The organism is Tsuneonella litorea, assembly GCF_025154015.1.
Lineage (GTDB): Bacteria > Pseudomonadota > Alphaproteobacteria > Sphingomonadales > Sphingomonadaceae > Tsuneonella > Tsuneonella litorea.
In genome coordinates this window covers 360,831-384,760 of record NZ_JAOAMV010000004.1, presented here as the reverse complement: position 1 = coordinate 384,760, position 23,930 = coordinate 360,831, and the positions used below count along the sequence as shown (strand labels likewise).

Sequence of the window (23,930 nt, the reverse complement as noted above, 5' to 3'; positions counted from 1 at the left end):
ATCGCTGATCTCCCGGCTGTCGGGATCATTGAATCAGCGGTTTAGTCCCTCGGCAAGGGGAGTTTTTCAACAGAATAGGGTCGTTTGCCGACAGGCCGCTTCGGCTAGATCGATCGCCGAGAGCGGACAGTCCGGAAGCGGCCCATTTTCTGACTTTCAAATCGTGACCGACCGGGTGGCTACTTTTCAGGAGCGCCTCGTCTCCCCTCCAATGTCTGCAGTGAGGGTGGAAAGCGGACCGTAAGACTCCAGCTTTCACTTGATCCATGAGACCTCAACGAAAAATGGGGCCGCTGTTGTGCGAGCAGCCCCATATCAAAATCCATCAGTCACGCTATTACGGACTTACTGGATCGTCGCCGTCGTTATTGAATGCGACGACCGCGAGGATGGCCACGGCAATCGCGGCGAGGACGAATAACAGGCCTGTGCTGCCAAGTTCGCTGCCCTCTTCAACGGGTTGCGACCCTCGGTCTACTGGAGCGGCAAGCGCTGGAGTCATCGCAAGCGAAATGCCGGTCAGCGCTACGAGCACGTTACGAGCAAGTTTCATGGTCTTCCTTTCGAAATTCTCGGAGCTCGGCAGATATCAAACTGTCTGCTCCAAATTATGTTGTGATCGAATTACGGGCTGACCGGCTCATCGTTGTCATCGAATGCCGCGATGGCCGCCAGTGCAACGACCAACAGCGCGCCAATGATGCCTATCCAAGTACCGCTGCTGAGGCTGCTGGATTCCTCGGCCGCCTCGGAACTACGTGTGGCCGGTGCAGCATACGCGGGCGACATGACGATCGAAGCTCCCACGAGACCTGCGAGCATTCTTCGAATATATTTCATCTCTTTCCTTTCGCGTTGCGGGGGCATGAGCGCGATCGGTTATCTTTTGCACCCGAGATGACCCTTTGCATCTAACCCGGGGAAACGCACCATAGTCTAAAAGAGCAATTTAGAATGGGGAGTTTAGCGGTAAAATGTTGGATTAGTGCGCCGAGCGATGTTTCGGCACACACATTTTTGGACAGCAGCGGTCATTTGGCGTTGTCGCAACCTTCAGCAGAACATCCGCCATGGGGTCGTTTGCGGACTCGCAGCTTTGCAACGTCCCAACATCAAGATCGGACTGTCGGCGGAAGCACGTTCGTCGCTCAGCGGCGCACACCGCCGAAATGCGATCGATTAGAAACTTCCTGCGAGAGATCGAGCGACTGATTCAATAGGCTGTGGGGCGTCAGGCTCTTAGCGCTCTCTCCATTCGACGGCGCTAAAAAGCAGATTTGGACTGCTAGATGAGACGGACCCATTCGTTGAGCAGAGCCAAAAAAATCCCGCCAGAAGCGGGAGAGGTTGGTTGAATCGGTTCCTTCAGTGCGACCCGAAGGACTTTTTCGGACGGCGAAGTTGGGAGGGGGATATACGCCGTTTGCGACCCTAATCGGCGGCGAACCGAAAAGTTCCCGCTAAAGCCGCGTTGCCAACCTGTAGGCTCGCCAAAGAAGGCCCCGCCCAAGCAGAGCCCTAGGTGGCGAACTGCGGTAAGCCGGAATCGTATGAAAATTGCTAATCGAGATAAGATTGAATGATTTAGGAACCAAGGTTCCGCGACGACTTTGATACGGTGGGGCGGCTTACTCCGGTAAGTCGGGAGCGGTGCTCAGTGAGCCGCCATCGCGCTTCTGGTGCCGCTCCTACCCTGCCTGGTTAAGCTTACCCGGCAATTTGATTTGAAATGCGAGCGTGATAGGACGGCAGGGCATTCGAGGGTCGCATTCGAGCACTTCCCTTCGAGCCTTAAGGCCTCGCCTCCAATCTCGTCGGGCGGGGCCTTTTGCTATCCGCAGTTTGAGGGGCGATTGCGTCAGACCAGCGTGCAATGCGGCCTACGCAGATGTCCGGATATCGATTGAAACTCGCCTGAAGGTTCACTCGCCTAACAAGGCTTGGACGCCAGCAAGACCCCCAAAAGTTCTGACAGGCGTTTCCTGACCGACTGACCGAAGTCTCGGGCAGTCGAAAGCTTCGGCACTAGACCGAACACGAGGGGCGGCTCTTTCGCGAGAGCCGCCCCAAAGTCGTTCACGATGCGGACCGGTCCTGCTTAGCTTGGGGGCGGAAGTAGCCGCTCGATGTCCTCGAATGTCTTTTGGCCCGATTACCGCCTTGGCGCGCTAGAAATGCGAAGGTTCATGGTCTCGGGCCGACATGCCCAAGTTCAGGACTGCCGATTCTGTTCGGATGCGCCTCTGAATTTCCGCGCTACCAACGCTTGGCGACCCGAAGGGTGACGTAAGTCGTCCCCACTCCTGTATGGCCTCGTCCTGATCACGGACGGGGTCCTTCTTTTGATTGGCGATGCTTTGAGTGAGGTGATGGCCCTGCCTCTGCGCCGACAGGGCCGACCGGCTCTTCCTCTCCCATTCACGAACCCGAAGGGCGGCCGGTTGCAAGATGTCGCGGTGACACGCCGTCTCCGGGGTCGCGGAGAGTAGCGCGTCGAACAGCACGCTAGGGCACGCGGCAATCGGCGTCACCAAACTTTAATGCTTTTCACCGTGTCCGATGCTTCGCGTCAGCCAGCATGGAAAGAAGATCGCAGACCTCATGCGAGGTGTCAGTCGGAACCCAGTCCGTCCAACTTCTCCAGAAATCCCGGAAAGAACCGGTCCTCGAGCCGCCGCTTGTAGCGATCGGGAAGCGGTTCGTTGATGCGGTCGTACATTGCGGTGTACTCTTTCCAGTGACCCGCCAGCGATCGCATGTGTTCGAGCGGTGGCTTCTTCGCCTTGGCCGCTCGATGATAGCCCCCCGCAAATAGCGACACTTCGGCCTGCAATTCATCGCGGAACTCGAGCAAACGGTCCCACTTCTTCTTTTCGTCGTGGGTCATCGGCCCTTCGTAACGGACCTCGGCCCGGCGCATGTCGAGGATGACATCGTCGGGGTGGGGGACTACGTCAGGTTCGGGCAGCCCGTTCTTGCGGGCATGCTCGAAGGCCTGCTGCCAACCGATCTTGTACTCGCATGCGGTCTCGAACAGGCTTGAGCGGAGCTTTCGATCCTCCTCCTCGACCCCCCGGACCAGCTCCGCCATGGTCGCCTGGGCGAGCCGGTTACCTTTCATTGCCGAGACGCCCAAAGAACGGAACACAGCCTTGATCACGGGTAGCTCGACGATATTGTCGCCTTCGCGCACTGTGATTGTGCGGTACGCTTCTTCGAGCAACATCTGGTTGGCGGGCTGGGCGCCAAAGTCGAGGCCCTGGCCCTTGGGTACCTTGTTCTTGACCCCGCGCGGACGGCCGGCGGGATTACCGGATCGGCCCTTGGTGAAGCGATGTTCGGCCGGGGGCTTGCCGTATCCGACCGCGTACGCGGCAGGCACGTCGCCAGACCCGTCCGCCTGAGCGCTCCCGTTATCCGTGGCCTCGTGCTTCGCCTTCTTCGCCATCAGGCAGCTTCGCTCCCAAGTTCGGGCCCGAGGCGGGCCTCTGTGATGGCTTCGAAAGTTTCCCCGGTCACAGTCAGGGTTGCATGCTTGCCGGTGTAGGCCTCCCAACGCCTGACGATGGTATCGCAATAGAGCGAATCGTACTCGATCACGCGTGCGGAGCGGCCGGTCTTCTCCGCCGCAATCAGTGTACTGCCTGAGCCGCCGAAAGCGTCGAGAACGATCTCGCCCCGCTTCGAGCAGTCGCGGATGGCGTCTGCGATAAGCGCGACCGGCTTGACCGTCGGGTGCATGGCGAGTTCGTCCGAGCGATTAGCACCGATCGAGCTGATCCCGGCGTAGTCCCACACGTTGGTGCGGTATCGCCCGGTCTGGCCAAGCCCGAAGCTGTTGGTGTGTTCCGCTGTCCCCTGCTTGAATACGAACACCAGCTCATGCTTCGAACGATAAAATGCGCCCATTCCGCCATTGGTCTTGTTCCACACGACCAGATTCTTGAATTCGGTGAAGGACTCTTCGCCCGCAGCCAGCAGCTCGCCCATGTGGCGCCAGTCCATACAGACGTAAGCGATGGCGCCGTCGCGCATAACGTTTGCGATGTTGCCGAGCGTCTCTGTGAGAAACCCTGTGAACTGCACCCGGCTCATCTCGCCGGAAGCAAAGGCGAACTCGCGGTGCTTGACGGTGCCGAGTCCGCAGACGTTGCCGTCGATCTTCACGTTGTAGGGGGGATCAGTGAAAACGAGGTCAGCCTTCTCTCCGCTCATCAACGCCTCGAAGTCCACCGCGCTCCTGGCGTCGCCGCACAGCAACCGGTGCCTTCCCAGATGCCAGAGGTCGCCGCGGCGTGAGACCGCCGGGCCGCCTGAAACTACAACTGCGTCGTCAGCCGCGTCGCGACCTTCGGGATCGGCTTCGCCCGCTTCCTCGATCACGAAATCGACTTCAGCGAGGCTGAACCCGGTGAGCTCGACATCGAACTGGAGGTCGACAAGCGCCTGAAGTTCGATTGCCAGGATATCCTTGTCCCACCCGGCATTGAGCGCGAGCTTGTTGTCCGCAAGGACATAGGCGCGCCGCTCCGTCTCGGAGAGGTGGGAGAGGGCGATGGTCGGGACAGTCTTCCACTTCAGAAGCTTGGCGGCCTCGACCCGCCCGTGACCGGCAACGATCTCGCCATCATCGGAAATGAGCACCGGATTGGTGAAGCCGAAGCGCTCGATCGAGGCCGCGATTTGCCTGACCTGCTTTTTGGAATGTGTCCGCGCATTGCGTGCGTAAGGCCGGAGCGAGGTGATCGCCCGGTCCATAATCTGCGTAGTGCCCATCTCGACCCCCGAATCATTATTGACCGAAGTCGTACGCATACACTGAACGCTTGCAAAAGTCAATCTGGCGCGTATGGTGGCGGCATTCTCGATTGAACGGACCCATAAATGAGCTTCGCCAGCAAGCTGCATGACCTGCGCGTCGCCCAGCGCCTGTCGCTTCAGGATGTCGCCAACGCCGTGGGCATTTCGAAGGCTCATGTGTTCAATCTGGAGAAGGGCATCACAGCCAACCCCTCGATGGAATTGGTCGTCAAACTCGCCGAACTCTTCCGCGTGCGTGTCGCTGACCTTGTCGGCGACAATCCCGATGCCGACGACCAGCCGGCAGAGGTGGTCGCCATGTTCCGCGACCTGAAGAATCTCGCGCCCGGTGATCGCGAGACCATCAAGCTGATGATGGAAACCCTGAAGAAGCGGCGGGAACAGGACGATTGACGCTCAGCCGGATTGAACTCGACGGGGTCGGATCACCCTCCGCGCTTGCGGCGCGCATTCACGAGCTCGATCCCGATCTGCCGCTCGACTTCTCGATCGAGGATCTTTGCCGCCGGCTCGATATCGAAGACATCGAAGACAAGGCGGTTACCTCGTTCGCGGCGATGCTGCTCATGCATAAGGACAGGGCATGGGGCTCGATTGTCGTAGCCGAGGGCACACCTCCGCGGCGACGCCGCTTCTCGATCGGGCACGAACTGGGCCACTTCCTCATGAGCACCCACCGGCCGCACGAGGGCTTGCAGTTCGCTTGCTCGCACGCCGACTTGCGTGTCGAGAATACCCGCGAAGCAAATCGGGCAAGAAAAATGGAGGCAGAGGCCAACCGGTTCGCCGCTCGCCTGCTGATGCCACCCACGCGCATCCGCGCCAACCTGAAGAGCCGACAGCCCGACCTTTCCGAGGTAGTCCGTCTCGCCAATGAGTTCGGCGTAAGCAAGGCTGCGATGGCGCGGAGTTACATCGATGCACATCGGGAGACGCTTGCGCTCATCGTTGCTCGCAATGGCCGGATCGAACAGGCCTATCGACCGGACGACTTTCCCTGGATCGACCCGCGGATCGGTGGGCCAGTCCCGGAAAACTCGATTGCTGATGGCCACCGGCTTCTGCCGGGCCAGACAACCGCAATGGAGGAGTGCGATCCTGAGGTCTGGCTCGGATCCAGCGCAGCCCGGAAGGTCGAGATACTGAGCGAGCAAGTTCTCGCACAGACGGATGGTTGGGCAATGATCCTGCTGCACGCCGAGATTGGCGAAGCGGTCTAGCGCCGCGATCGCTCGGGCGGCATAGGGGACCCACACCTGGTCCCTGTTTCCATCACAAACATTCACTGATCCGGGAAATTTGGTTCCCTGTTTCGCCTATTAGTTTTCCCTGTTTTGCGCGCAGGGAATTTGGCTCGAGAACCGCGGAAATCTGCGGGTTTGCGAACTATCGTGACGTCTGAGGCAGGGCGAAAATTTCCATTTTCCCTGTAGATTCCCTGAAAAACAGGGAAATCAGGGATGAGACCGGTTCGCTCTGGACTGCGTCGCGCACCACCACTTTCAGCAGCAGACGAGATGGCGTCTCCGCGTTCGGGCGCGGTTGGTCGGTGTGGGTCAGCGGGTCGCTGGGGGCGCCTTGAGGCGAGGCCGGATCAGCGGCGCCGCGGCGCGGGCCATCGCCAGGTTTTCGTGGCCGGCATCGGCGACTGTGGAGAGCGTCCAGGGCGTGGCAACGCGAAGCGCGGCCGCCCGCGCTTTCGCCGCTTCGATGAACGCGTGCCCACGGGCGCGGCGATTTTCGCCCTGCATGGAAGCCTGGCGCGAGCGGCGGACATTGCCGTCGTCCACCACGTCGCGTTCGCCGACCAGCACCGTCAGCCGCGTCGTCAGCGCGGACCGCAGGCGCCGGGCGGATATTCCGGAGTCCGCAACGCCGTACGGATAGCGGAACTTCGGGTCGGGCATCAGGTACCAGCCCGCGTTGGCGGCGAACGCGCGCCGTAGCCGCGTGTGGCCCATGTGCATGACGAACCGGTGCACGAACTGCCCCCCCGCCGAATGTCCGTAGAGATAGTAGGTCGGCTGCATGCTGCCGAATCGCGTCCGGACCTCGTCGAACAGCGGTTCGATCGCAGCGAAGGTCCAGCGGCGCCGGGGCACCGGCCGGCCCCTGCGATCGCGTGCCCCGCCGAGATTGTATCCCTCGACGCCGGGAAACCTCGTCCGATCGAACTGCGGCGCGACGACGATGAAGCCGCGTTCGCGGGCCAGCGGCGCCCACTCGTCGCGGTACCGGCGGGCATCGCGGTTCGTGCCGTGCATCACCAGAACGATCGGTGCGTTGCCGGCGGCGCCGGGGGGGCGATAGTAGAAGACCCGCAGCGGCGGACCGGCCCACCGGGTAAACCGGAACTGTCCCTTCCCGCGCGGCGGCGTAGGGGCGGCGCCGGCCCACGCGGAGGTCGCCAGGGCAACGGTAGCCAACACGAAACCGATGATGCGCACGGCGGCTGCCTAGCCGAACCGGCGGCCGCTTGCACCTGCCGGCGAGCGGGCGCGTTCACCGTTCCCGCCGCGGGTGCGCCGGAAAGGCACAGACCGCATGGTTGCGATAGCGAAAGGGGGGCGATTGCGTTAGGCATACATTAACGAAAGCTAACATTCCCGATGACCCGCAGGATCACCCCCTTGAATCGCTCTGGACCCCCGGCATTCGCAACGACCGCGCTCGCCGGGGCGTGCGCCCTGATGCTGGGCAGTCAGCCCCTTTCGGCCAAGCCGCGCAGCGATTTCGACGCAGAAGTGACGGCCTCGGCGGTCGCGGCGTCCGATCGGTCGGTCGACGAGGAAGGCGACTACAGCCGCTCCGGCCTGATCCTGCGGGGATCGGCTTCGTACGAGCGGCGCAACGGGCCCACCGAGCTGCGGCTCGAATACGACACCGGCGTCTATCTTTACGAGAGCGACGAGCGCAGCAACCGCTGGTCCAACGCGGTCGAGGTCGGCCTCGACCAGCGCATGGCCCAAGACCTGCACTTCGGGGCGACGGTTTCCTATGCGAGCAACATCGCCGTGCTCGAGTACAGGTCCGCGGACCAGTCGCAGGTGGGTGGCAGCATCGCATACAGCCCCGGAGATCACCGGATCACCCTATCGGGAGGATGGCGCTGGCGCGATTACGACAACCGCGACCGGACCGAAGGCGCCGGACCGTTCGCGGAGCTCGAATACCGCTTGCGCCTCGGCCGCAATCGCTACGTCTCCACCGAAATCGGCTACGAGGACATCGACAGCGCCGACTCGAGGCGGGGCTACGAACGCACCACGGCGCAGGTCCTGTTCCAGGAGCCCCTGTCGGCGAACTGGCGGCTGCGGGCGAGCGTACGCGCCAGGCAGTGGACCTTCGACGGGCGCACGGCGCCTTCCGGCGCGCGGCGGCGCGATACCTCGGTCCGGCCGGTCATCGAACTGCGCCGCTACTGGGACAACGGCCTTCTCCTGCGCGGGCGGGCCCAGTACGACTTCCGCAGTTCGAACGATCCCGAGTTCGCCGGGGACGAACAGCAGGTGATCCTCACCGGCGGATATCGCTTCTGATGGCCCGGTTCGCACCCTTGTGCAGGCGCCCGGCAGGTCCGGGTCGGGCGACGCACGGCGCGGTGGGCCACTTCCGCCGCCCCCCGTCCGGCCATGCGAGCGGCAGGTGCGTGCCATGACGCCGGGAATCTACGTCGACGAGCGCCTGGCGACCGCGCTCGAACAACCCGATCATCTGCTGAGCAGCCGCCAGACGAAATGGCGGCAGATCCTCGACCTGCTCGTCAGGCTCGGCCCCGCGGTCCCGATCGAACAGGGGCGCGAAGGGCTCGCGTTCCTCCAGCGGCACCATCACGAGATCCCCCCGCACGCCTTCGCCCAATTGCGCCGGGCCTATCGCGGCCGCGCGATTGCCGACCTGGCGGTCTTCCTGAGGCCTTCGGCGGACCTGACGGGCCGTCCTGCCAACCTGCCGACCCGCGTGCCGGCAACTGCGCCGGCGGCGATCCCCGAACCCGACCGGCCGCTTTCGCTCGAGCGCGCACGGGAAAGCGCTGCGAGCGCCCCCGGCCCGTATGCGCGGTCAACGCAGTCGATCTTCCGGCAGTGGTCCGAGCGCGCACCGGTCCGCGCCACGGCGCGCGAAATCGTCACGACGCCGGTCGAGCACCGGCGCGTGAAGGCCGCCAAGGCCGCGTTCACCACGCGCAACGTTTCGCTCGGGGCGGTGGCGACCCTGGTGTCGGGAGCGGTCAGGCCGCGGACCGGCGATCTCGTCCTGGCGCGGGTCGAGGCGATCCACTATCACAAGCGGATCGAGCTCGCGTCAGGGCGCAAGGCCACGCTGCACGCGGGCGACGAAATCATCGTCGCCTATGGCGACCGCTACGCGACTGACCAGTTCGAGGCGGAAGTTCCCCCGACGCTCGGCCCGACGAACCTCATCGCCGCGGGCGGGGTCGCCTCGGCGATGCTGAGCCGCACGGCGGGGGTCAAGCCGGCGAGCCGGATCGTCCCCATCGGGCTTCTCGGGGATGCCCGGGGCAATCCGCTCAATCTCCGCCAGTTCGCGCTTCCCCGGCTGGCGATCCCGCCGGCGTGTCCCCCCATCGTCTGCGTTCTGGGAACATCGATGAACTCGGGCAAGACGACGACCATCCAGCATCTCGTCCAGGGGCTCAGCCGGGCGGGGCTCAAGCCGGGTACGGTCAAGATCACCGGGACCGGTTCGGGCGGCGACTACTGGGTCATGCTCGATGCCGGTTCGCACAAGACGCTGGACTTTACCGACGCGGGCTTTTCGTCGACCTACCGGATACCCGTTCCCGACCTGCTCGACGCCGCGACCACCCTTGTCGCTCACCTGGCCGAAGCCGGGTGCGGGATCATCCTGATGGAAGTCGCCGACGGGCTGTACCAGGAGCAGAACGTCGAGATCATCCGCTCGGACTTCTTTCGCCAGCGGATCGATTCGGTGCTGTTCGCCGCGGGAGAGGCGATGGGCGCATCCGCCGGGGTCCGGGAACTGGAGTCGCTTGGCACCCGCGTGCTGGGGGTTTCGGGCAAGCTGACCGCCTCGCACCTGCTGGTTCGCGAGGCATCCGCGAGCTGCCATGTCCCGGTGCTCACAAAGGAACAGCTGGCCGACCCGTTCCTCGCATCGGCCCTCGTCGGCCGTCCGGGCCTGGCGGCCAACGATTCCGACCTGGCGACGGAAGATCACGCGCTGCGCGCGCGCGCGACCGATGGCGCGGTGGAGCCGGGCTAGTGCAGCGGCGCCCCGTGTCCCTCGGCCTCGTCCCCCTGCCGCCGCGCGACCTTGCATGGGTGATCGCCCTCGGCATCGCCCAGGCGCTCGTGCTCGGCGGGTGGATCGTTTGCACGTGGCAGGCGGTCGACGCGATCGCCGGGATGCAGCAGGACATCGCCGCGGTCTATCCGTGGCTGGCGGGCCTGCTCGCGGTTTCGCTCTGCATGGGGGGATTGCGCGCTCTCGAATTCAGGGTCTGCGAGCGGATCGGGTTCGACGCGGTTCGCCGCCTTCGGATGCAGCTGTATCGGCACATGGTCGGAATGGCGCCGCGCCAGATCCAGCATCGGTCGCGGGGAAGCCTGCTCCTTCGCCTGACCGGCGACCTGACGATGTATCGCACGCTGTTGAGTCGCGGCATCGCGCGCGGGATCGCGAGCGCGATCGTCCTCGTGATCGGGCTGGCGGTAGTGGCCTGGATAAGCGGGCCGATGGCGGTGGCCGCCATCCTCGTCTTCGGCCTGGGCGCGGCGGCCTCGGTGAGCCAGGGGCGGCTCCTCAGGCGCGCGACGGCGGTCGTGCGGCGTCGCCGCTCGTTGCTGACGGGCAACATCGACGAACAGGTCAACACGCTTGCCGTGGTCCAGACCTTCGGCCGGGTCGGGGGGGAAACGAGCCGGCTGTCGCACCAGAACGATTCGATGACCAAGGCGCTCAACCGGGAGGCGGCGATCCGCGGCCGGATGCGGGGCATCTCGGCGGCGACCGGCTGGGCCGCGGTGATGGTGGCGCTGGCCGCGGGTGCCTACGAGATGAGCGAAGGCTATCTCACCCTCGCCGGTCTCGCCGCCGCGGCGACCTGCGTGCGGCATCTGGCGAGCCCGGCGCGCAACCTTGCGCTGGTCCACGATTACTGGCGGCGTGCGGACATTTCCCGGCGCAAGATCAGGGACTTCCTCAACAGCCGCAGCCGCCCGCTCGACGAACTGGGGCACATGCCCGTGCGGGTCAGGGCCGGGATGATCCAGTTCGACCGGGTCAGCGTCAAAGGCGCGCTGTCGGGCGTCAGTGGCACGATTCCGGGACGCAAGCGGGTCGCGATCGTCGGTCCGTCCGGGGCGGGGAAGTCGACGCTGCTCGGCCTTGTCGCGCGCCTCGTCGAACCCGACCAGGGCGAGGTGCTGGTCGACGGCATCGTGCTGTCGTCGGCGACGCTGCACACCTCGACGCGGGACATCGGGATCGTGAGCGCGGACCTGCCGCTGATGCGCGGCACCCTGCGCCGCAACCTCACCTATCGCCACCGCTCGGCGAGTGACGAGGAACTCGCCAGCGTGCTCACCGCCTGCGGGCTCGACGGACTCGTCGGATCGCTGCCGCAAGGCCTCGATTCGTGGCTGACGGAGGGCGGGCGCAACCTGTCGGCCGGGGAGCGCCAGCGCGTGGCGCTGGCCCGGGCCATGCTGCGTTTCCCCCGCATCCTGCTGCTCGACGAGCCGACGACCAACCTCGACCGCGAGAGCGCGGCCATCTTCCACGCGGCGATCGACCGGTATCCGGGAACCGTGCTGATCGCCACGCACGATCCCGCCGAAGTGGCACTGACCGACATGACCTGGGAGTTGTGCGATGGCCGGCTGGTGCGGGTCGGTCCGTCCGAGGATCGGCATGATCCCGGCCCGCTTCGTGCACAGGACATGGTCGGCACCCTGCAGTGACCCGGCGGCCGGCAATCAGCCGCCGTGCGCTGCTGGCCGCGGCGGGGCTGGCGGCCGGCGGCGGGTTGGCGGGCGGCCTGATCGTGAAGCGGCACCAGGAACGAACGAGGGCCGATCCGTTCCGCCTGCTGTTCTGCGGCGACGTCAATCACGGCGAAAGCTATCCCACCGGAGGCGGCCGGGAGGTCGGGCGGCACGGATACGACCGGCCGTTCGATCGCCTTCGCCCGCTGCTTGCCGGCGCCGACTACACGATCGCCAATTTCGAAACGGTGGCCAGCTACCGGCGGGGACCGGCGTTGCCGGGCAAGGACTATCTGCACTTCACCGACCCGGCCCTGGCGCCGGCGGCGCTCGCACGCGCCGGGATCGACGCGGTCAGCCTGGCGAACAATCACGCGCTAGACCTCGGGGCGGGGGGACTCGCCGATTCGCGCGCGGCGCTCGATGCTGCCGGGATCAGGCACTTTGGCGCGGGCGATGACCTGGGCGCTGCGGCCCGGCCGCTGCTGCTGGAAATGCCGGGCGCTGGCGGTGCGCCCAGGCACCTGGCGGTCTTCGGATTGTTCGAGGACCGACCCGCCTATCGCGAGGCATACGGGTTCTACGCCGGTGCCGCGACGCCGGGCACCGCGACACTGGACCCCGTGCGGTTCGGCCGGCAGGTGTCGGCCCTGCGCGAAGTCTACCCTGACCTGACCGCCGTTGCCTATCCGCACTGGGGCGCGAATTACCGCTGGCGGTCCGCGGCCCAGCGGCGCCTCGCCCGCGAGCTGGTCGACAACGGCGCCGATCTCGTGATCGGGCACCACGCGCACTGTCCGCAGGAGATCGAGCGGTATCGCGGCAGATGGATCCTCTACGGAATCGGCAACCTGTTCTTCGGGTCGAACGGCCGGTTTGCCGATTTTCCCGAGGTCTTGCCGCTGGGGCTGATCGCCGAATTGCGGTGCGGAACCCGGGCGGGGGACGACGCACTGCGGATCTATCCGCTCGCGTCGGACAACAGGGTCACCGGGTTTCAGCCCCGCCTGCTCGGCCCGGCGGAGAGCCGGACCGCCTTGCTGCAGGTCCTCGCGATGAGCGAGATCAGTCCCGCGCGCAGAGGCGTGCGGATCGCCGCGGACCAGTTCGGCGGCTTTCTCGAACTGCGCTGACCCGCCGCGGCGCGTTCCCGCCCGCACGTTGACCGATGGTCCCGGGACCCTATGTCGGCCCCATGCAGCCCCGCGCCGATCTTCCCCCTCCGCCGCCGCTCGAGAGCCTGTCGGACGGCGGTCCGGCTTCGCTGTTCCTCGATTTCGATGGAACGCTCGTCTCGCTTGCGGGCCATCCCGACCGGATCGTCGTCCCCGACGGGCTGCCGGACCTTCTCGCGGACCTGTCCGCGCGGCTTGGCGGGCGGCTGGCGCTGGTCAGCGGACGGTCGATCGCCGACCTCGAGCGCCACTGCGGAACGCTCGCAATCGCCTGCGCCGGGTCGCACGGCGGCGAACGGCGGCTGGGCGAGGGGGAACCTATCGCCCGCAGCGGCGTCGTTCCGGTTGCAGTGCAACATGAATTGGCTCAATTCGCCCGCGATGCCGGGCTGGTCCACGAAGCGAAGACTCTCGGCACCGCGCTTCACTGGCGCACGGCCCCCCACTGGGAAGAACGCGCGCAGGCCTTTGTCGACGATCTAGCGGCCCGCCACGGCCTGGCCGTCAAGCGCGGGAAATTCGTGGCCGAGGTCGTGGCCCCCGGCGTCGACAAGGGACGCGCGGTCGCCGCGATCATGCAGGAGGCGCCGTTTGCCGGCAGCCGGCCGGTGTTCGTCGGCGACGACGTGACCGACGAGGACGGGTTTGCCGCGTGCGAACGATTCGGCGGCTTTGGAATCGCGGTCGGCGAACGAAAATCGCCGACCGCGCGCTATGCGCTCGCGGGTCCCGACGACGTGCTCGCCTGGCTCGGCGCATGACGATGCAGCCATCGCTCGAACTCTGGCCGATAGGTAACTGCCAGGTCACCGGACTGATCGATGCGGAAGCCGGACTCGTCTGGGGGTGCGTGCCCAGGGTCGACGGCGACCCGGTCTTCTGTGCGCTGGTCAACGGCGATCGGCAGGACAGCGGCGTCTGGCGCTTCGAGCTCGAGGAGCAGGTGAGCGCGTCGCAGCACTACGTGCGCAATACGCCGATCCTCGTCACCCGGCTCGAGGCGAAGGACGGGAGTGCGGTCGAAATCACCGATTTCTGCCCCCGGTTCGAGCGGTCGGGCCGGATGTATCGTCCGGTCGCCTTCGTCCGCGTGGTCCGTCCCGTCGCCGGTGCGCCCCGGCTCAGGGTCAGGCTGCGGCCGATGCACGGGTACGGCCAGCGCGAAGCGCCGACGACCGCGGGGACCAATCACGTCCGCTTCCTCACCGGAGACCATTCGCTGCGCCTCAGCACCGACGCGCCGGTGGGCACCGTCCTCGAAGGCCGGGCCTACCGCGTCGAGAGCGACCAGCACTTCTTCTTCGGGCCGGACGAGCCGTTCAGCGGCAACATCCGGGCCGAGGTCCGCCAGATGGAGGAGCAGACCCGCAAGTACTGGCAACTGTGGGTGCGCAGCCTGGCGACGCCTTTCGAATGGCAGGACGAGGTGATCCGCTGCGCGATCACGCTCAAGCTGTGCCAGCACGAGGAAACCGGCGCGATCGTCGCCGCGCTCACCACTTCGATACCCGAGGCGCCGGGCAGCGAGCGGAACTGGGATTACCGCTACTGCTGGATCCGCGATTCCTATTACACGGTGCAGGCGCTCAATCGTCTCGGCGCGCTCGACGTGTTGGAAAAGTACCTCGCCTACCTGCGCAACATCGTCGATGATTCGCGCGGCGGGCAGATCCAGCCGCTCTACTCGGTGATGGGCGAGACGCAGCTCACCGAAAGCATAGCCGACCAGCTTGCCGGCTATCGCGGGATGGGGCCGGTGCGCATCGGCAACGCCGCCTATCACCAGGTCCAGCACGACTGCTACGGCCAGATCGTCCTGCCGACCGCACAGGCGTTCTTCGATCGCCGTCTCCTGCGCATGGCCGACGAGCGTGACTTCGCCAGCCTCGAGGAAGTCGGCGAGATGGCGTGGGCGATGCACGACCAGCCCGATGCCGGCCTGTGGGAGTTCCGCACCCGCCAGGAAGTCCACACCTATTCGGCCGCGATGAGCTGGGCCGCCTGCGATCGTCTGGCCAACGTCGCCCGGCATCTCGGCAAGGGCGACCGCGCGGCCCTGTGGACACAGCGCGCCGATGCGATCCGCGAGACGATCGATCGGGAGGCCTGGGTGGAAGACGACGAGGGCGGTCACTACGGCGCGAGCTTCGAGAGCGACTATCTCGATGCGAGCCTGCTGCAGCTGCTCGAACTGCGCTTCTGCGAACCGGACGACGCGCGCTTCCGCTCGACCTTCACGGCGGTCGAGGCTGCGCTGCGCCGCGGCGAGCATATGCTCCGCTATGCCAAGGAAGACGACTTCGGCGCTCCCGAAACCGCCTTCAACATCTGCACCTTTTGGCTGATCGACGCGCTCGCCCGGTCGGGCCGCAAGGACGAGGCGCGCGCGCTGTTCACCACGATGCTCGGGCACACGACGGCCTCGGGCCTGCTGAGCGAGGACATGGACTTTGAGACCGGGGAGCTGTGGGGCAACTTCCCGCAGACCTATTCGCTGGTCGGCGTGATCAATTGCGCGGGGCTGCTGTCGAAAAGCTGGAGCGCCGTGCGATGAGCCGCCTGGTGGTCATCTCCAACCGCGTCGCGGTCCCCAGCGCACGCGGGGCCGCCGGGGCCCAGGGTGGGCTGGCCGGGGCACTCGATGCCGCGCTCAAGAAAAAGGGCGGGCTGTGGTTCGGCTGGTCGGGCGAGGAAAGCGCCGACCCGGCGGCGCAGCCCAGCACGCAGGTGCGCGACAACGTCACCTTCGCGACCATCGACCTCTCTCCGCAGGACGTCGAGGAATACTACTACGGCTACGCGAACGAGACGCTCTGGCCGCTGTTCCACTATCGCCTCGACCTCGCCCGCTACGAGCTCGCCACCGGCAGGGGCTACGAGCGTGTCAACGAACTCTTCGCCGACGCCGTCGCCCCGCTGATCGAGGCCGACGACCTCGTCTGGGTCCACGATTACCACCTGATCCCGCTGGGCGAGAACCTGCGGCGGCGCGGCGTGAAGAACCGCATGGCGTTCTTCCTGCACATTCCCTGGCCGCCGACGCGGCTGCTCGTTTCGCTCCCGTTCCACCAGCGGCTCGTGCGCACGCTGCTCGAATACGATGTCGTCGGCTTCCAGTCGGGCGAATGGCTCGAGAGCTTCTTCCACTACTGCCAGCGCGAGCTGGGTGCGAAGGTCGACGCGGCGCGAGGGACGGTGACGCTGGAAGGGCGCACGACCGTCGCGCGCGCCTATCCGATCGGGATCGATTTCGATCACCTGACATCGCAGGCGCAGACCGGCGAGGCGCGACAGATGGCCCAGCGGGTCTTCGCCAGCACGCGCCATCGCACGGCGATGATCGGAGTCGACCGGCTCGATTATTCCAAGGGCCTGCCGGAACGGATGGACGGGGTCGCCCGGTTCTTCGACCGGTATCCGGACCGGGTGAAGGACCTGGTGTTCATCCAGATCGCGCCGCCCAGCCGCGAGGCGATCGGCTCGTACCAGCAGATCCGCACGCTGCTCGAACAGAAAACCGGCCAGATCAACGGCGCGCTCAGCCAGGTCGACATGGTGCCGATCCGCTACGTCAACCAGGGCCACTCGCTGGCCGAGCTGACGGGGGTCTATTTCGCCTCGAAGATCGGGCTGGTGACTCCATTGCGGGACGGGATGAACCTGGTGGCCAAGGAATATGTCGCGGCGCAGGACCCGGACGATCCCGGCGTGCTCATCCTCAGCCGCTTCGCCGGTGCGGCACAGCAGCTGACCGAGGCCCTGCTGGTGAACCCCCACAGCCCCGACGACATCGCCTCGGCGATCCGCGATGCGCTCGACATGCCGCGCGACGAGCGCATCGCGCGCTGGAAACCGATGGTGGAGTGCGTTCGCCGGCAGAACATCCAGCAATGGACCGCCGACATCCTCGAAGACCTCGGGGGCCGCGCCGGCTCCTAGCGCGGGTGGGCCGCGGGCGCCCGACCCGCTCTGGCGGTCAGAAACCCGCCTCGACCGCCAGACGGATGGCGTCGGCGCTGGTCCGGACCCCGAGGGCGGACAGCACCGCCGCGCGGTGCATCTTCACCGTCCTCTCGCTCAGGCCCAGTTCGTAGGCGATCTGCTTGTTGAGCTTGCCCGCGGCCATCTGCACCAGCACCTCCTGCTGGCGCTTGCTCAGCTCCATCACCCGGTCGTGCGCGGCCTTGCGGCGGGCGTCGTTGGCGCGCGCCACGTCCTCGGCGATCTCGACCTGCGAGCCGAGGAAGTACTCGAGCTCACCCTCTGCGTCGAAGATCGGCGCCACCATGACGGCGTTGCGGAACGGCGTGCCGTCCTTCTTGTAGTTGAGGATCTCGACCATCACCGGCTGGCGGCGGCGAATGCCGTTGCGCAGCATCTCGGTCAGCCACGGCTCGGTGTCCCGGCCCGCGAGGAACCGGCAATTGTGCCCGATGATCTCGTCGCTGCGGTAACCGGTCAGCGCCTCGAACGCCGCGTTGCATTCGACGATGGGATTGTCGGGCAGCCGGGGGTCGCTGATCACGGCGGCGATGGGGCTGGACCCGATCATGAGCGACAGTGACATGGCCGCGTGGAGCCTAGGGCAAAGCCCTTGCCGCGTGAAGTGCCCCTTTGGTCATGTTGGCAGGGCGAGCCCGCGCGGCGAATGACGCGCAATGCCCGAAGCCCCGGCGGGATCGTCCGCCCGGGGTGACGAGGCGGGAGACAACGCGTTGACGCTCTTTCTGACCCTCCTGATCGCCGGCTTCGCCATCGCGGTGGTGGTTGCGCTCGTCCGGGGCCTGGTCGCCTTCTTCAAGGATGCCGAGCACCTTCGCCGGACAGGGCAAGCGTCCGGGAGCCGGCCCGGCGAGAAGCAGAACCGCATGATGGCGCAAAGGGTGCTGTTCCAGGCCGCCGCGATCCTCCTGGTCGTGCTCCTGGGATCACTGGTGGCGGCCAATTGAGCATCCGAAGCCGGAGTTGAAGGGATAACCATGAACTACCTGACCAGACACGCCGACCTCGCACCGGCGGACGAGGCCCTGCTCGTTCCCCAGCACGTCGAGGAATCGATCCGAAACCTCATCCGCTGGGCCGGCGACGACCCGGACCGCGAGGGGCTGCGGGATACTCCCAGGCGCGTCGCGCGTGCCTGGCGCGAGTATTGCCGGGGCTACGAGGAGGACCCGGCAGGGCACCTGTCGAGAACCTTCGAGGAAGTGGGTGGGTACGATGAGATCGTGCTGCTGCGGGATATCCCGTTCCAGTCGCATTGCGAACACCACATGGCGCCGATCACCGGCAAGGCGTCGATCGCCTACCTTCCGGCGAACAGGGTGGTGGGCATCTCGAAGCTGGCGCGCGTGCTCCACGGATATGCGGCGCGCCTGCAGGTCCAGGAACGCCTGACCGCCGAAGTGGCCCAGGCGATCTGGGACCACCTCAAGCCCCGCGGGGTGGCGGTGATCATCGAGGCTCAGCACGGCTGCATGACCGGCCGCGGGGTAAGGACGCACGGCGTGGGCATGATCACCAGCCGGATGCTCGGATGTTTCCTCGACGACCCCGACAGCCGGCGCGAAGTCCTGTCATTGGTCAACGGCGGCCGCTGACCCGTCATGCGTTTTGCCGTCATCGGAGCCGGCATGGCGGGCCTTGCCTGCGCCGATGCTCTTGTCGCCGCCGGCCACGAGGTCGAGCTGTTCGACAAGGGCCGGGGCGCGGGCGGCCGAATGTCCACCCGCAGGTGGCAGACGCCGCTCGGCGAGGTGACGCTCGACCACGGCGCGCAGTATTTCACCGCGCGCGACGCGGCGTTCCGGCAGCTCGTGCGCGTGTGGGCCGGGACGGGCATCGCCGCGCCGTGGCCTCCGGGTGGAGATGATGCGTGGGTCGGTATCCCGGGGATGAACGCGGTCATCCGGCAGATGGCGTCGTCGCACCGGGTTTCCTGGGCCTGGCTGGTCAAGCACCTGGAGCGGCGCGACGGCCAGTGGCACCTGGCCGGCGCGCGCGGCCCGGCCGGACCGTACGACGCGGTGGTCCTCGCGATCCCGGCTGAACAGGCCGTGCCGCTGCTGGCCCTGCACGATTTCGCGATGATGCGAGCCGCGCTGAATGCCCGCTCGCAGCCGTGCTGGACCGGGATGTTCGTGTTCGACCGGCCTCTTGGCGGCCTGCCCCCGGTGATCCGCGGCCAGGGAGCGCTGGCCTGGGCCGCCCGCAACAGCGCCAAGCCGGGCCGTCCCGAACCCGAGACGTGGGTCGTCCAGGCGAGCGCGCAGTGGTCCGGCGAACGGATCGAACACGCGCCGGAAGAAGTCGCCGAGCTGCTTCTGGCGGCGCTTGCCAGTGCCACCGCGTCGCCTGTTCCCGATCCCGTCGCCGCCGCGGCCCATCGCTGGCGCTACGCACTTTCGGCCGGGACCGGCGATGGCGCCCTGTGGAACGGCGACATCGGCCTTGGCGCGTGCGGCGACTGGCTGCTGGGTCCGCGGGTCGAATGCGCATGGCTTTCAGGGCGCGATCTCGCCCGGCAATGCCTTGCTACGGCTTGCGGGGCGCCGCTGGCACGCGGAGCAACGGCAAGGGACGGACCGACCTACACCAAAGGTCATGTATGACCGGCCTCGTCGTCCTGGTATGTCAAGGACAAATGAAGATGCCGGAATTGCCGGTGTAATCGAGAGGAGCGGCCGAGTGCGAAAATTTGTCATTCATGCATGGAACTTCGTGTTCAATCACGAGGTCAGCCCGCTTCGTCATATCCCGGATTTCAACGTGCGGCATATGGTTCTGCAAATTCTCGGCTGGATGTGGGCGATCGCTTTTTCTGTTGCGGTCGGGAGTTACACCGTACTTGCGGTCAGCCTTATTGGTCACGCGGTCCTGTTCGGGGCGGCAGCGACGACGGTCGCGACCTATATCGCCGCGGCCCGGCGGCCCCGCGCGTTCTTGGTGCTGGCGCGGCAATGGGACTGACGCTCTTTCGCTTCTCAGGCGGATCGCCGGCCCGCCCAATCGAGGACTAGTCGATGATCGAAGGACCCTTCGCTTCCAGGAAACTTTCCGTGGCCGCCGCTATCGCGGTCATGGCGCACCTCGGCCTGCTGGCTTCGGCCCTGGCTTGAGCGCGCGAACTCCCCGTCCGCGCTGCACGAGGGAGCGCCACCCCCCATCCCTTCGTGCAGCACGCCCCCCGCGACCGCCGAGAACTCCCCGACTCGGTGAGCTCGCGCCAGCCCGCGTGGCCGGGAACCCGGCATGAGCGGTCTGCGCGCGGCCGTGTGGGGCGCATCCGGGGGCATCGGCCAGGCGCTCGTCGATGCCCTCGTTTCCTCAGGCGAATACGCCTCGATCCATGCAGGAAGCAGGGCGCCCGCGCCCCGTCGCTCGCCTATCGTCCGGCCGTTCGCGTTCGATCTCCTTGACGAAGAATCGATCGCCGCCAGTGCGCGGGCGATATCGCACGAAGGGGCGGTCGACCTCGTCATTGTTGCGACCGGTATGCTGCATACCGGGCGGCACCGTCCCGAAAAGCAATTCGCGGCGCTTGGCACCGAAGCGATGATGGCCGCATTCCGCGTCAACGCGATCGGACCGGCCCTGATCGCGAAACACATGGTCGGCGCCTTTCCGCGCGATCGGCGCAGCGTGTTCGCCGCGCTGTCGGCACGGGTGGGGTCGATCGGCGACAACCGGCTGGGCGGGTGGCACAGCTACCGCGCATCGAAGGCCGCGCTCAACATGATCATCGCCAATCTCGCGATCGAGCTGGCCCGCACGCATCCGCAGGCGATTGCGGTCGGACTGCACCCCGGCACCGTCGACACCGCCTTGTCACTGCCGTTCCGGAAATCGATTCCGCCCGGCAGCCTGTTCTCGCCGGCGACCAGCGCGCGGCATCTTCTCTCGGTGGTCGCGGGGCTGGAAGAGCGCGATTCTGGCGCGGTCTGGGCATGGGACGGCCAAAGGATCGTTCCCTGACCCGGCTGGAGGTCCAGCGCGCGCGCGTAAACGGGAAGGTCCATTTCGCCCCTAGCCGACCAAAAAAGAGGGGTCGTGCGGTGGGCCCAGGATCGGTGGCGGAGACGGAGGGATTCGAATATAAGAGCTAAATCATTGATTTAAATAATTCAAAATGCATTATGATGAAAATAATGCCCCCTATCATGCCCCAGATAGCAGTAATCGATAATTGGCCATCGGCTCACCATGCGTGTGACAGAAGTGTGCTTCGGCGGGTGCTGCCGGGTGGGTTTAACGTCCACCGATATCGACATCTCAGGATCAGTGGCGATTTCTGCGTCGGAACTCACGTGGGCTTATGCCGAACTCTCTTTTGAAGATTTTGCTGAACGTGCTGGAATCGTTGAATCCCCAACGGAAGGCTATATCCGTAACCGAATTTTCTGAACAAGCCGGAGATGCCAATTCAATCTTGCAGCGGTCTAGTCTTCTGCTTGTGATATAATTGGAGACAGATATGCCTACTTCCCCGAATATTCGGTGGGTATGTCGTGGGGAAATGCTGTGTTGCTTAGCGATACTCGTGACGCACAATTCATAATCATCTAGATTTTCGTCAATATACTTTCGAATCTTTTCGAGTAAGTCAAACTTTCCATTGTGCTTTACAATTTCCGTACCGTTTTCTAGCGCAGTAACCGCGAGATTAAGCGTGGTGTCCAGAACTCGCCATGCCTGTTCTCTGGTTAGATCGCCGAACTGATTCTCCAAAGTCAGCAAGTGGTCGATGAACAGTTTGTTCAAGCCGGATGCGCATGACATCGGTTTGCCCACAAATTCGCTGGCTCTTGGAAATATGCGATGTAGTCTTGAATGTGTCACGGCGAGCGTGACTTGATGCAAGCCGGTTCCAGTCACGAAGTCCATCGGACGGGTGGTGTCCCATAATACCAGATTGCCTGGTAGTAATTCTATGTCTTCTCCGTCAATCGTCAGGCATTCAGAGCCAGCAGCAACGTAAAGAAAGTTGTATAATGCTTCATCGTCTTGCGCGATCTCGGCGGCGCTTCTGGTGCCTTTAACTCTCGCTTGCGGCGAGGCCGTTAGATTGGCCGTTCGAAAGTCACCGAATCGACCTTCGCGAATGAATGCTGGGAAAAAATCGAAGCTGCTTCGTTCAATTGACCAGTGGAGATGTGCTTCGTTTACGAATTCACACCAGCGGCCAAACTGTTCCCTGGCGGGTAACTGTGCCGTTGACCAAATAGATGCATCTTTCCAATTGCTGACAATCGTCGCGGCCTCAGCCATAATAACCTCTCTTGCCCAAAGTGCTGCTCTTTTGAAGATTGCAGCACCCCGTTCTGCATTGGTATCAACTGATACCCTTTTTAAAGGGTAAGCTACTGGCAATCCCTCATGCCGTCAATCCCTAGATCATTTCGCGCTAAGCGGCGGCCGACGCAGATATGACGGTCCTGGCGCAGCTCACTGCGGTTATCAGCGGGGATGAGCGGGCCGCTCCCGCAATTCATTAGGGCACGTTGACAAAAGGGATTCCCATTTGTCCCGACTTCTGATTCAAGACTGCTTTTTGAGGAGCAGTCATGGGTCGTGGGGACTTGTCGGATGCGGAGTGGGAACTGATCGGGCCGCTGCTGCCGCCTGAGCGTGGTCGCTGGGCGCGTCCTGCTGGCGATAACCGACGCTTTCTCAACGGGATGCTCTATGTGCTGCGGGTCGGTTGCCCCTGGCGCGACATGCATGAGCGCTATGGGAAGTGGAACTGGGCACCTCCATCAACCCAGTGAACTGGGCGATTTTGTGCAGGCGGCGCCAGCGATGGCGTAAATGCTGGCCATCGTGGCGCGCATATTGCCGTTTTTCATCGGTTTTTCTGATCTCCAGGCGTAGCTACCCCATGGCTGCCCGTCGTTCGTGGAAGATCAGGCGGTTCATATTGTAGGCCAAATTGGCCAGCGTGATTTTGGCCTCGGCGCGCTTGATGCCGATGGTGCGAATGAACAGCCCCATCTTGGCCTTCTGCTGCGCGAAGACGTGTTCGACCCGGGCGCGGACCTTTGACTTTGTGGCATTCCCGCGCCGGACATGATCCGGCATCGGCTTGCCCCTGGGCTTCTTGCGATGGATGCGGCTGACCCGCCCCTGCGCTTTGAGCCACTTCTCGTTGGCCTGACTGCGGTAGGCCGTATCGGCCCAAACATCCGAGGCGGTATTGTCGCTCGTCACGACGTCCCGGAGCATCCGGCCATCGAAGCGCGCGCCATCGGTGACCTTGCCCTTGCGGATGAAGCCGAAGGCTCGGCAAATCGCGATGCTGCTTTTGTAGCCGAAGCTGGGGATGGCGATGTCGATTTGCGGCTTGCCGTCCGCCGCTGGGCGGCCTTTGGCGAACTTCAGCGTCCAGCGCGCATCTGTGTCCTTCTGCGCCGCCCGGGCGGGTTCGTCGGGCCAGATATCGGCGGCAACCTTGCCTGCCTTGATCGCCGCCTTCTCCGGTTCGGTGTTGCGCTGCTTGGGCGCGGCTACCAGTGTTGCGTCGACAATCTGCCCGCCCATGGCGAGGTAGCCCCGTTCCTTGAGCTGCCGGTCGAAATCGGTGAACAGCGCATCAAGTGCACCCGCCTCGGTCAGCTTTTCGCGGAACAGGCGGATCGTGTTGGCGTCGGGTGTCGCCGCACCAAGGTCGAAGCCCAGGAAACGCAGCCAGCTCAGCCGATCCCGGATCAGGTATTCCATCCGCGCATCGCTGACATTGTTCTGCGCTGCCAAAATCAGCACCTTGAGCATCGCCACTGGATCATACGGCGGACGGCCGCCCTTGGCACCGTCACCGTAGGCCAGCGCCGCGACAAGAACCGGATGGAATGTCTCGAAGTCGATTATCCTACTCAGCTCCTCGAGCGGATCGCCGTGCGCCGATAACCGCTTCAGATGGTCCGATAAACCAAACAATCCTGCCTGCCGCATTGCCGCCTCCTGTCAGGCC

General features: G+C 64.9%; 22 protein-coding genes and 1 pseudogene. 15 read left to right on the top strand and 8 right to left on the bottom strand.

Features of this window, described 5'->3' with window-relative positions; translation table 11 throughout:
* Window positions 1–337 precede the first annotated feature (337 nt).
* The 4 genes from N0B51_RS10245 to N0B51_RS10230 all read right to left on the bottom strand — a co-directional run bounded on the left by N0B51_RS10245 (window position 338) and on the right by N0B51_RS10230 (window position 4,815).
* A complete protein-coding gene (locus tag N0B51_RS10245; RefSeq protein ID WP_259962227.1) occupies window positions 338–553 on the bottom strand; it encodes a hypothetical protein in 216 nt (71 codons plus the stop codon).
* Between the two features lie 71 nt (window positions 554–624).
* Window positions 625–840: a hypothetical protein gene (locus tag N0B51_RS10240; protein ID WP_259962226.1), complete on the bottom strand. Its 216-nt coding sequence runs from the start codon at window positions 838–840 to the stop codon at window positions 625–627.
* Window positions 841–2,611: 1,771 nt separating this feature from the next.
* A complete protein-coding gene (locus N0B51_RS10235) occupies window positions 2,612–3,448 on the bottom strand; it encodes a DUF5681 domain-containing protein (RefSeq protein WP_259962225.1) in 837 nt (278 codons plus the stop codon).
* Complete coding sequence (locus N0B51_RS10230; RefSeq protein ID WP_259962224.1) at window positions 3,448–4,815, bottom strand: site-specific DNA-methyltransferase; 1,368 nt, start codon at window positions 4,813–4,815, stop codon at window positions 3,448–3,450. Before N0B51_RS10230 ends, N0B51_RS10235 begins: the two co-directional genes overlap by 1 nt.
* Window positions 4,816–4,884: 69 nt before the next feature.
* Between N0B51_RS10230 and N0B51_RS10225 the strand changes: the two genes are divergently transcribed.
* Window positions 4,885–5,214 (top strand): helix-turn-helix domain-containing protein, encoded by a 330-nt coding sequence (locus tag N0B51_RS10225; RefSeq protein WP_259962223.1) that lies wholly within the window; start codon window positions 4,885–4,887, stop codon window positions 5,212–5,214.
* Window positions 5,211–6,041 (top strand): ImmA/IrrE family metallo-endopeptidase, encoded by an 831-nt coding sequence (locus N0B51_RS10220; protein WP_259962222.1) that lies wholly within the window; start codon window positions 5,211–5,213, stop codon window positions 6,039–6,041. The genes N0B51_RS10225 and N0B51_RS10220 overlap by 4 nt, the downstream gene beginning before the upstream one ends.
* 336 nt (window positions 6,042–6,377) lie before the next feature.
* Here the strand turns inward: N0B51_RS10220 and N0B51_RS10215 are convergent, their stop codons facing one another.
* A complete protein-coding gene (locus N0B51_RS10215; RefSeq protein WP_259962221.1) occupies window positions 6,378–7,268 on the bottom strand; it encodes an alpha/beta hydrolase family protein in 891 nt (296 codons plus the stop codon).
* 162 nt (window positions 7,269–7,430) lie between these two features.
* Here N0B51_RS10215 and N0B51_RS10210 point away from each other — a divergent pair, with 162 nt between their 5' ends.
* From N0B51_RS10210 to N0B51_RS10180, 7 genes are all read left to right on the top strand, one after another.
* A complete protein-coding gene (locus N0B51_RS10210; protein WP_259962220.1) occupies window positions 7,431–8,360 on the top strand; it encodes a hypothetical protein in 930 nt (309 codons plus the stop codon).
* A gap of 115 nt (window positions 8,361–8,475) precedes the next feature.
* Window positions 8,476–10,068: a hypothetical protein gene (locus N0B51_RS10205; protein WP_259962219.1), complete on the top strand. Its 1,593-nt coding sequence runs from the start codon at window positions 8,476–8,478 to the stop codon at window positions 10,066–10,068.
* 14 nt (window positions 10,069–10,082) lie between these two features.
* Complete coding sequence (locus tag N0B51_RS10200) at window positions 10,083–11,768, top strand: ABC transporter ATP-binding protein (protein ID WP_259962218.1); 1,686 nt, start codon at window positions 10,083–10,085, stop codon at window positions 11,766–11,768.
* On the top strand, window positions 11,765–12,925 hold the full coding sequence (locus tag N0B51_RS10195; RefSeq protein WP_259962217.1) for a CapA family protein: 1,161 nt from the start codon (window positions 11,765–11,767) through the stop codon (window positions 12,923–12,925). The genes N0B51_RS10200 and N0B51_RS10195 overlap by 4 nt, the downstream gene beginning before the upstream one ends.
* A gap of 62 nt (window positions 12,926–12,987) precedes the next feature.
* A complete protein-coding gene (gene otsB, locus N0B51_RS10190) occupies window positions 12,988–13,728 on the top strand; it encodes a trehalose-phosphatase (RefSeq protein ID WP_259962216.1) in 741 nt (246 codons plus the stop codon).
* Entirely contained in the window at window positions 13,725–15,521 is a 1,797-nt protein-coding gene (locus tag N0B51_RS10185; protein WP_259962215.1) for a glycoside hydrolase family 15 protein, read from the top strand. Before otsB ends, N0B51_RS10185 begins: the two co-directional genes overlap by 4 nt.
* Window positions 15,518–16,906: an alpha,alpha-trehalose-phosphate synthase (UDP-forming) gene (locus tag N0B51_RS10180; RefSeq protein ID WP_259962214.1), complete on the top strand. Its 1,389-nt coding sequence runs from the start codon at window positions 15,518–15,520 to the stop codon at window positions 16,904–16,906. Before N0B51_RS10185 ends, N0B51_RS10180 begins: the two co-directional genes overlap by 4 nt.
* Before the next feature lie 37 nt (window positions 16,907–16,943).
* Here N0B51_RS10180 and N0B51_RS10175 read toward each other — a convergent pair whose 3' ends face one another.
* Complete coding sequence (locus N0B51_RS10175; RefSeq protein WP_259962213.1) at window positions 16,944–17,534, bottom strand: PAS domain-containing protein; 591 nt, start codon at window positions 17,532–17,534, stop codon at window positions 16,944–16,946.
* A gap of 91 nt (window positions 17,535–17,625) precedes the next feature.
* On the opposite strand from N0B51_RS10175, the gene N0B51_RS10170 reads away from it, so the two are divergent.
* The 5 genes from N0B51_RS10170 to N0B51_RS10150 all read left to right on the top strand — a co-directional run bounded on the left by N0B51_RS10170 (window position 17,626) and on the right by N0B51_RS10150 (window position 20,938).
* The gene (locus tag N0B51_RS10170) at window positions 17,626–17,916 is read left to right on the top strand and encodes a twin transmembrane helix small protein (RefSeq protein WP_259962212.1); all 291 of its coding nucleotides are present in this window, start codon (window positions 17,626–17,628) and stop codon (window positions 17,914–17,916) included.
* 30 nt (window positions 17,917–17,946) lie between these two features.
* Entirely contained in the window at window positions 17,947–18,564 is a 618-nt protein-coding gene (gene folE / locus N0B51_RS10165) for a GTP cyclohydrolase I FolE (RefSeq protein ID WP_259962211.1), read from the top strand.
* Window positions 18,565–18,570: 6 nt separating this feature from the next.
* Window positions 18,571–19,575, top strand: a complete 1,005-nt coding sequence (locus N0B51_RS10160) for an NAD(P)/FAD-dependent oxidoreductase (RefSeq protein ID WP_259962210.1) — start codon at window positions 18,571–18,573, stop codon at window positions 19,573–19,575.
* A gap of 76 nt (window positions 19,576–19,651) precedes the next feature.
* A complete protein-coding gene (locus N0B51_RS10155) occupies window positions 19,652–19,933 on the top strand; it encodes a hypothetical protein (protein ID WP_259962209.1) in 282 nt (93 codons plus the stop codon).
* Window positions 19,934–20,215: 282 nt separating this feature from the next.
* Window positions 20,216–20,938: an SDR family NAD(P)-dependent oxidoreductase gene (locus tag N0B51_RS10150; protein ID WP_259962208.1), complete on the top strand. Its 723-nt coding sequence runs from the start codon at window positions 20,216–20,218 to the stop codon at window positions 20,936–20,938.
* 303 nt (window positions 20,939–21,241) lie between these two features.
* Here the strand turns inward: N0B51_RS10150 and N0B51_RS10145 are convergent, their stop codons facing one another.
* Window positions 21,242–22,231 (bottom strand): helix-turn-helix domain-containing protein, encoded by a 990-nt coding sequence (locus N0B51_RS10145; RefSeq protein ID WP_259962207.1) that lies wholly within the window; start codon window positions 22,229–22,231, stop codon window positions 21,242–21,244.
* A 296-nt stretch (window positions 22,232–22,527) separates the two neighbouring features.
* Between N0B51_RS10145 and N0B51_RS10140 the strand changes: the two are divergent.
* Window positions 22,528–22,707: pseudogene (locus N0B51_RS10140) on the top strand (transposase); the annotation flags it as partial.
* A 127-nt stretch (window positions 22,708–22,834) separates the two neighbouring features.
* Here N0B51_RS10140 and N0B51_RS10135 read toward each other — a convergent pair.
* Window positions 22,835–23,911, bottom strand: coding sequence for an IS5 family transposase (locus N0B51_RS10135; protein WP_259962206.1), 1,077 nt, complete (start codon window positions 23,909–23,911; stop codon window positions 22,835–22,837).
* Window positions 23,912–23,930: the final 19 nt, after the last annotated feature.

Excerpts from the sequence above, each read along its gene's own strand:
- N0B51_RS10210 (WP_259962220.1), top strand. The coding sequence starts at position 7,431 with ATGACCCGCAGGATCACCCCCTTGAATCGCTCTGGACCCCCGGCATTC.
- N0B51_RS10245 (WP_259962227.1), bottom strand. The coding sequence starts at position 553 with ATGAAACTTGCTCGTAACGTGCTCGTAGCGCTGACCGGCATTTCGCTT.
- N0B51_RS10145 (WP_259962207.1), bottom strand. The coding sequence starts at position 22,231 with ATGGCTGAGGCCGCGACGATTGTCAGCAATTGGAAAGATGCATCTATT.
- N0B51_RS10160 (WP_259962210.1), top strand. The coding sequence starts at position 18,571 with ATGCGTTTTGCCGTCATCGGAGCCGGCATGGCGGGCCTTGCCTGCGCC.
- N0B51_RS10240 (WP_259962226.1), bottom strand. The coding sequence starts at position 840 with ATGAAATATATTCGAAGAATGCTCGCAGGTCTCGTGGGAGCTTCGATC.
- N0B51_RS10225 (WP_259962223.1), top strand. The coding sequence starts at position 4,885 with ATGAGCTTCGCCAGCAAGCTGCATGACCTGCGCGTCGCCCAGCGCCTG.
- N0B51_RS10170 (WP_259962212.1), top strand. The coding sequence starts at position 17,626 with ATGCCCGAAGCCCCGGCGGGATCGTCCGCCCGGGGTGACGAGGCGGGA.
- N0B51_RS10185 (WP_259962215.1), top strand. The coding sequence starts at position 13,725 with ATGACGATGCAGCCATCGCTCGAACTCTGGCCGATAGGTAACTGCCAG.
- N0B51_RS10205 (WP_259962219.1), top strand. The coding sequence starts at position 8,476 with ATGACGCCGGGAATCTACGTCGACGAGCGCCTGGCGACCGCGCTCGAA.
- folE (WP_259962211.1), top strand. The coding sequence starts at position 17,947 with ATGAACTACCTGACCAGACACGCCGACCTCGCACCGGCGGACGAGGCC.
- N0B51_RS10175 (WP_259962213.1), bottom strand. The coding sequence starts at position 17,534 with ATGTCACTGTCGCTCATGATCGGGTCCAGCCCCATCGCCGCCGTGATC.
- N0B51_RS10230 (WP_259962224.1), bottom strand. The coding sequence starts at position 4,815 with ATGCGTACGACTTCGGTCAATAATGATTCGGGGGTCGAGATGGGCACT.
- N0B51_RS10180 (WP_259962214.1), top strand. The coding sequence starts at position 15,518 with ATGAGCCGCCTGGTGGTCATCTCCAACCGCGTCGCGGTCCCCAGCGCA.
- N0B51_RS10135 (WP_259962206.1), bottom strand. The coding sequence starts at position 23,911 with ATGCGGCAGGCAGGATTGTTTGGTTTATCGGACCATCTGAAGCGGTTA.
- otsB (WP_259962216.1), top strand. The coding sequence starts at position 12,988 with ATGCAGCCCCGCGCCGATCTTCCCCCTCCGCCGCCGCTCGAGAGCCTG.
- N0B51_RS10235 (WP_259962225.1), bottom strand. The coding sequence starts at position 3,448 with ATGGCGAAGAAGGCGAAGCACGAGGCCACGGATAACGGGAGCGCTCAG.
- N0B51_RS10150 (WP_259962208.1), top strand. The coding sequence starts at position 20,216 with ATGAGCGGTCTGCGCGCGGCCGTGTGGGGCGCATCCGGGGGCATCGGC.